Genomic DNA, 553 nt, shown 5'->3' with positions numbered 1-553 from the left:
GGTGAAAAAAAGGCGATTTATGCGCACGATATTATTTATACAACGAATGGGCGTCTTGGTTTTGATTATTTAATTGATCATCTTGCTGACGGTCAAGAAGGCAAGTTTTTACCGAAGCTATACTATGGTCTTATTGATGAGATAGACTCTATCGTGTTAGATGCTGCACAAACGCCACTCGTCATTTCTGGGGCGCCACGTCTTCAGTCGAACCTTTTTGACATTACGAAAAATTTTGTTGAGACGTTAGAACCTGAAACACATTTTGAAATAAAGGAAAAAGAGAAAGCGATATGGTTAACGCCAGCAGGTATTGCGGCAGCGAATGCGTATTTTGGTGTCGATAATATGTATGATGTGCCTCACTTCGATTTAGTACGCAATATTAACTTATCCTTGCGTGCACATTATCTATTTGAAGCAAACTTCGATTACTTTATTTATGATGGGGAAGTTGTGTTGATTGATCGTGTCACAGGACGTATGATGCCTGGAACGAAACTACAATCAGGTTTGCATCAGGCGATTGAAGCGAAAGAAGGCGTTGAAATTT

At 39.6% G+C, this 553-nt stretch carries 1 protein-coding gene; it reads left to right on the top strand.

Going from position 1 to position 553, the window contains the following annotated elements; translation table 11 throughout:
* Nucleotides 1-553, top strand: a 553-nt coding sequence (locus tag SH09_RS13895; RefSeq protein WP_042740211.1) for a preprotein translocase subunit SecA, incomplete at both ends; no start/stop codon positions are given.

The sequence above is a fragment of the Staphylococcus gallinarum genome (genome assembly GCF_000875895.1).
Classification (GTDB): domain Bacteria; phylum Bacillota; class Bacilli; order Staphylococcales; family Staphylococcaceae; genus Staphylococcus; species Staphylococcus gallinarum.
This window is presented reverse-complemented; position numbering and strand designations above follow the sequence as displayed.